Genomic DNA, 6677 nt, shown 5'->3' on the forward strand with positions numbered 1-6677 from the left:
TACTACGGCAAGCCGGGCCCCGTCGTCATGCTTCAGGGCTGGCTCGAGTTCCAAGCCATGAAACGCGGCACCAACCTGATGATGCGCCACCGGGAAGACCGAAGCGATGTGTGAATCCGGTAGCCCCTCCAGGGGAGGGTGCGTTACGCCGCCTGCTTCGCCAGCCCGAACGCCTCCGCCAGCAGCGAATACGATTTCTTACGCGCCTCGTGATCGTAAACGGCGGTAATCACCATCAGCTCGTCCGGCTTGCTCGCATCCATCAGCGGCTGAAGCTTCTTCTGCACCGTCGCGGGGCTGCCGACGAACAGGCGCGAGCGGTTGCGCGCAATCGAGACGCGTTCGGAGTCCGTGTAGGGATAGGCCAGCGCTTCCTCGACGCTTGGGAGCGGCAGGTATTGACCACGGTCGCGGCGCAGGCGGTTGAGGTCGAAGGATGTCGCGAGCTTTTCCGCCTCTTCGTCGGTGTCCGCCGTGATGACGGCAACGGCGAGAATCGCGTGCGGGGTCGCGCGCCAGGCCGAGGGCTGGAAGCGGTCGCGATAACGCACCATGGCGTCGATCGCATCATGGGACGCAAAGTGATGCGCGAAGGCGAAGCCCATGCCGACTTGCGCTGCAAGCTCCGAAGAGTAATCGCTGGAGCCGAGCAGCCAGATCGGCGGCAGCGGGCTGTCGTCCGGCATCGCGACGACGTTGTGGTAGGGATGACCTGCGGGGAATTCGCGGGTCTCCCACAGGATCAATTCGTGCAGGCGCTCCAGAAAGTCGTCGCCCTCGCGGCGGTCGAGCCGGCTGCGCAGCGCATAGGCCGTCGCACCATCGGTGCCGGGCGCGCGGCCGAGGCCGAGATCGATCCGTCCCGGAAACAGCGCCTCCAGCATCTTGAAACGCTCGGCCACCACCAGCGGAGCATGGTTGGGCAGCATCACGCCGCCGGAGCCGACCCGGATACGCGTCGTCACCGCCGCGATCTGCCCGATCATCACATCGGGCGCCGGGCTCGCGACGGAAGCGAGGTTGTGATGCTCGGCGAGCCAGTAGCGGACATAACCGAGCCCATCGACATGGCGCGCCAGGTCAATGCTGTTGCGCAGCGCCGCGGCGGGCTTTGTGCCTGTGGTGACGACGGAGAGGTCGAGGACAGAGAGCGGGATCATGGCCCGTTAACGTAGTGAAGGGCCGGGCTGCGGCAATGGGCCACCAGCGCAGGTCTGGCGTGTGCCGGCAGGGAGGTCTCGCGTTCGGTCTCAGTCGGACGTTGGGACAGGCGGATATCGTATGGATCAGATTTCATTCTGCCCACCCCCTTTTGGACAATTAGCCGAACCACAGAAATAGCTACAATGCACTGATAATAAAATAATATTTTCTTTTTTTATGTATTTCCCACTAAAAGCCATTGCGTTGCAATATTCGGCACTTAATGTTCATAAGTGGGCTATTTCCCATCCAGGATGGGCTGTCGAGAAACCAGCCTTTGCCCTATCTTAGCGTCTCCCAAGCTAAGACCCGGCCGCGAGACCGCTGGCAAGCCCTGGAGTGAATGGTGCCATGACCGATTTGACGAATCCTGCCCGTAGTGAAGGGCAAGACGGGCACCTGAAGCGGCCTGCGATCTCGTTCGAGTTCTTCCCGCCCAAGACCGAAGATATGGAGCGGAATCTCTGGGAGACCATCAACCGGCTGGCGCCGCTCGAGCCGAAATTCGTCTCCGTGACCTATGGCGCCGGCGGCTCGACCCGCGAGCGGACCCATTCGACCATCTCCCGCATCCTGAAAGAGACCGCGCTGCTGCCGGCCGCGCATCTGACCTGCGTCGGCGCCTCGCGCGGCGAGATCGACGAGATCGTCGACCGCTATCACGAGGTCGGCGTCCGCCACATCGTTGGCCTGCGTGGTGATCCCGCCGGCGGCATTGGCACCCCCTATACCAGCCATCCCGACGGCTACCAGAGTTCGGCCGACCTCGTCGCGGGAATCAAGAAGCGGCACGGCGACATCGAAGTGAGCGTGTCCGCCTATCCCGAGAAGCACCCGGAAGCGCGCGACTTCGATGCCGACATCGATACGCTCAAGGCCAAGGTCGATGCGGGTGCGACACGCGCGATCACCCAGGTGTTCTTCGATAACGATCTCTATTTCCGCTATCTCGACCGCGTCCGTGCGCGCGGCATCAACATTCCGATCGTGCCGGGCATCATGCCCATGCACAATTTCAAGCAGGCGCGCAATTTCGTCACCCGCGCCGGCACCACCGTGCCGGACTGGTTCGCCGCGAAGTTCGAGGGCCTCGACGACGATGCCGAGACCCGCAAGCTGGTGGCCGCGACCGTTGCCGCCGGCCAGGTGCAGAAGCTCGCCAAGCACGGCGTCGACACCTTCCATTTCTACACCATGAACCGCGCCGATCTCGTGTTCGCGATCAGCCATTTGCTCGGCATCCGCGCCAAGAGCGCGCAGAAGGCGGCGTAAAGCACAATGACCGTATCCACTTCGCCCAAGCGAACCGCCCTGATCAACGCCGCGCGCGAGCGCATCCTCGTGCTCGACGGCGCCATGGGCACGATGATCCAGAATCTGCAGTTCGACGAGGCCGCCTTCCGCGGCGAACGCTTCAAGAACTTCCATCGCGACCTGCGCGGCAACAACGACCTCTTGATCCTGACCCAGCCGCAGGCGATCGAGGACATCCACGCCGCCTATCTGCGCGCCGGCGCCGACATCGTCGCGACCAACACGTTCTCGACGACCTCGATTGCGCAGGCCGATTACGACCTCACCGACATCGTCTACGAGATGGCGCGCGAAGGCGCCCGCCTCGCCGGCAATGCCGCCAGGCGCGTCGCGGCCGAGGACGGCAAGCCGCGCTTCGTCGCCGGCGCGATCGGACCGACCAACCGGACCGCCTCGATCTCGCCTGACGTGGCAAACCCCGGCTATCGCGCCGTCACCTTCGACGACTTACGCAAATCCTATGGCGAGCAGATCCGCGGCCTGATCGACGGCGGGGTCGACCTGCTGCTGGTCGAGACCATCTTCGATACGCTGAACGCCAAGGCGGCGCTCTATGCGATCGCCGAGATCACCGAAGAGCTCGGCATCGACATGCCCGTGATGGTCTCAGGCACCATCACCGACAAATCCGGCCGCCTGCTCTCCGGCCAGATGCCGGAGGCGTTCTGGAATTCGGTGCGTCACGCCAAGCCCGTCACCATCGGCTTCAACTGCGCGCTCGGCGCAGAAGATCTGCGCGCGCATATCGCCGATATCGGCCGCGTCGCCGATACGCTGGTCTGCGCCTATCCCAACGCCGGCCTGCCCAACGAGTTCGGCCAGTATGATGAGACGCCAGAATACATGGCACGTCTCGTCGGCGAATTCGCACGCGATGGCCTCGTCAACATCGTCGGCGGCTGCTGCGGCACCACGCCGGACCATATCGCGGCGATCGCCGCGGCGGTCGCCCCGCACAAGCCCCGCGTCGTGCCCGAGATCGCGCCTAAGCTGCGCCTCTCCGGCCTCGAGCCGTTCGTGCTGACGGATGCCATTCCGTTCGTCAACGTCGGCGAACGCACCAACGTCACGGGATCGGCCCGCTTCCGCAAGCTGATCACCAACGGCGATTACACGGCCGCGCTTCAGGTCGCGCGCGACCAGGTCGAGAACGGCGCGCAGATCATCGACGTCAACATGGACGAGGGCTTGCTCGACTCCGAAGCTGCGATGGTGACGTTCCTGAACCTCGTCGCCGCCGAGCCCGACATCGCCCGCGTGCCTGTCATGGTCGACTCCTCGAAATTCTCCGTGATCGAGGCCGGCCTGAAATGCGTCCAGGGCAAGCCGGTCGTCAATTCGATCTCGATGAAGGAAGGCGAGGAAAAATTCATCCACGAGGCCAGGATCGCGCGCCGTCATGGCGCGGCTGTCGTGGTGATGGCGTTCGACGAGATCGGCCAGGCCGACACGTTCGCGCGCAAGACCGAGATCTGCAAGCGCGCCTACGACATCCTGGTCAATCGTGTCGGCTTCCCGCCCGAGGACATCATCTTCGATCCGAACATATTTGCGATCGCGACCGGGATCGAGGAGCACAACAATTACGGCGTCGACTTCATCGAGGCGACGCGCTGGATCCGCCAGAACCTGCCGGGCGCGCACATCTCAGGCGGCGTCTCGAACCTGTCGTTCTCGTTCCGCGGCAACGAGCCGGTGCGCGAGGCCATGCACTCGGTGTTCCTGTATCACGCCATCAAGGCCGGCATGGACATGGGCATCGTCAACGCCGGGCAGATGATCGTCTATGACGACATCGACCCCGAGCTGCGCCAGACCTGCGAGGATGTCGTCCTCAACCGCGACCCCGGCGCCTCCGAGCGCCTGCTGGCGCTCGCCGAGAAATTCCGCGGCAAGAAGACCGAGTCCAGGGAAGCCGATCTCGCCTGGCGCGAATGGCCGGTCGAGAAGCGGCTGTCGCATTCGCTGGTGCACGGCATCACCGAGTTCATCGAAGTCGACACCGAGGAAGCCCGCAAGAAGTCCTCGCGTCCGCTCGACGTCATCGAGGGGCCGCTGATGGCCGGCATGAACGTGGTCGGCGACCTCTTCGGCGACGGCAAGATGTTCCTGCCGCAGGTGGTGAAGTCGGCGCGCGTGATGAAGCAGGCGGTCGCCTGGCTGATGCCGTTCATGGAAGAGGAAAAGGCGCGCAACCTCGCCAACGGCGTCGGCACCGAAGGTTCGAGCTCTGCCGGCAAGATCGTGCTCGCGACCGTCAAGGGCGACGTGCACGACATCGGCAAGAACATCGTCGGCATCGTGCTCCAGTGCAACAACTACGAGGTGATCGACCTCGGCGTGATGGTGCCTGCCGCCAAGATCGTCGAGACGGTGAAGGCCGAGAAGGCCGACATCGTCGGGCTTTCGGGCCTGATCACGCCCTCGCTCGACGAGATGGCGTTCTTCGCCAGCGAGCTGCAGCGCGAAGGCCTCAAGCTGCCTTTGCTGATCGGCGGCGCGACCACCAGCCGCGTGCATACGGCCGTCAAGATCGACCCGAGCTATCGCGCCGGCCCCGTCGTTCACGTCAACGATGCCAGCCGCGCCGTCGGCGTTGCGTCCTCGCTGCTGTCGCCCGACAGGCGCGAGGCCTACGCCGCCGAGGTGCGCGCCGAATACGCCAAGATCTCCGAGGCGCATCTGCGCGCGCAGGCCGACAAGAAGCGGCTGAAGCTCGCGGACGCCCGCAAGAACCGCGTGCAGATCGATTTCACCAAGAGCAAGCCGGTGAAGCCGACCTTCCTCGGCACCAGGAGTTTTGACGCGTACGATCTTTCCGAGCTCGTGCCCTATATCGACTGGACGCCGTTCTTCCAGACCTGGGAACTTGCCGGCCGCTTCCCCGCGATCCTCAAGGACGAGAAGGTCGGCGAAGTCGCGCGCTCGCTCTACGATGATGCGCGCAAGATGCTGGACCTCATCGTCAGGGAAAAATGGTTCCGCGCGCGCGCCACGATCGGCTTCTGGCCGGCGAACGCGCAAGGCGACGACATCGTGCTCTATGCCGACGACAGCCGCACCAAAAAAATCGCGACGCTGCACACGCTGCGCCAGCAGCTCGAGAAGCGCGAGGGCCGTTTCAACGCGGCGCTCTCCGACTTCATCGCGCCGAGCGAGAGCGGCGTGCCCGACTATGTCGGCGGCTTCGTCGTCACCGCCGGCATCGGCGAGGATGCCGTCGCCGACCGCTTCAGAAGCGCCAACGACGACTACTCCTCGATCCTGTGCAAGGCGCTCGCCGATCGTCTCGCCGAAGCTTTTGCGGAAGCCATGCATGCCCGCGTGCGCCGCGAGTTCTGGGCTTATGCGCCGGACGAGGCGCTGTCGACCGACGATCTGATCCTCGAAAAGTATCAGGGCATCCGCCCCGCGCCCGGCTATCCCGCCCAGCCCGATCACACCGAGAAGGCGACGCTGTTCGAGCTGCTCGATGCGGAAGCGACCGCCGGCGTGAAGCTGACCGAGAGCTTTGCGATGTGGCCGGGCTCCTCCGTGTCGGGGCTCTATTTCGCGAGCCCCGAGAGCTATTATTTCGGCGTCGGCAAGATCGAGCGCGATCAGGTCGAGGATTACGCCGCGCGCAAGGGCATGACGATCGCGGAGACCGAGCGCTGGCTCGCGCCGGTGCTGAACTACATCCCGTCGCAGCAAACGACCGACAAGGCTTTCGCCGCAACGCCGGCGAACGACGAGACCTCGAAGGACCTCGCCTCGCATCCGCCCGGCTGCACCTGCGCGGTGCATCTGGTCTGGCAGAAGAAGCGCGCAGGCGCGGGATAGGTCCGCCCCGCACCGGCAAGGCGAAAACAACCCCATGCACAGTAGGGATGGGGTTGAAGCGCCTGCACAATTTCGGTCTTACCGAAAAATGCTTGCCCCGTCGGGCAAAACACCTGTATAAGAGCAGGATCGGGTGTCGTGCCCGCCACTCCCACACGCGGATCCCACACAAGCGGTCCCCATCCTCCCCTGGAGGGGGAGGATCGGTTCGCATGCAGCGAAGCGGAATGCGGACCGAGGTGGGGTGACGGTCTCTCCGCATCGAACACTCCCCGTGTTGAGAGATCACCCCACCCCGCTCGCGCTTCGCGCGATCGACCCACGGGCGAGCTACGCTC

3 protein-coding genes are annotated in these 6677 nt (G+C 64.3%); 2 read left to right on the plus strand and 1 reads right to left on the minus strand.

The features are described from left to right. Positions 1 to 143: 143 nt before the first annotated feature. Positions 144 to 1160, minus strand: a complete 1017-nt coding sequence (locus JQ621_RS35145; protein WP_212241783.1) for an LLM class flavin-dependent oxidoreductase — start codon at positions 1158 to 1160, stop codon at positions 144 to 146. 394 nt (positions 1161 to 1554) lie between these two features. Here JQ621_RS35145 and metF point away from each other — a divergent pair, with 394 nt between their 5' ends. Together metF and metH are read left to right on the plus strand one after the other, a co-directional pair. After that, positions 1555 to 2475 carry a methylenetetrahydrofolate reductase [NAD(P)H] gene (metF, locus tag JQ621_RS35150; protein WP_212241784.1) on the plus strand — a complete coding sequence of 307 codons (921 nt, stop codon included), beginning with the start codon at positions 1555 to 1557 and terminating at the stop codon, positions 2473 to 2475. A 6-nt stretch (positions 2476 to 2481) separates the two neighbouring features. Further along, complete coding sequence (gene metH, locus JQ621_RS35155; protein ID WP_212241785.1) at positions 2482 to 6339, plus strand: methionine synthase; 3858 nt, start codon at positions 2482 to 2484, stop codon at positions 6337 to 6339. The last annotated feature ends 338 nt before the right edge of the window (positions 6340 to 6677 follow it).

The sequence above is a fragment of the Bradyrhizobium manausense genome (assembly GCF_018129685.1).
GTDB lineage: Bacteria > Pseudomonadota > Alphaproteobacteria > Rhizobiales > Xanthobacteraceae > Bradyrhizobium > Bradyrhizobium manausense_D.

What these genes read in the sequence shown, in the direction of transcription:
- metF (WP_212241784.1), top strand. Translation starts at nt 1,555, where the DNA reads ATGACCGATTTGACGAATCCTGCCCGTAGTGAAGGGCAAGACGGGCAC.
- metH (WP_212241785.1), top strand. Translation starts at nt 2,482, where the DNA reads ATGACCGTATCCACTTCGCCCAAGCGAACCGCCCTGATCAACGCCGCG.
- JQ621_RS35145 (WP_212241783.1), bottom strand. Translation starts at nt 1,160, where the DNA reads ATGATCCCGCTCTCTGTCCTCGACCTCTCCGTCGTCACCACAGGCACA.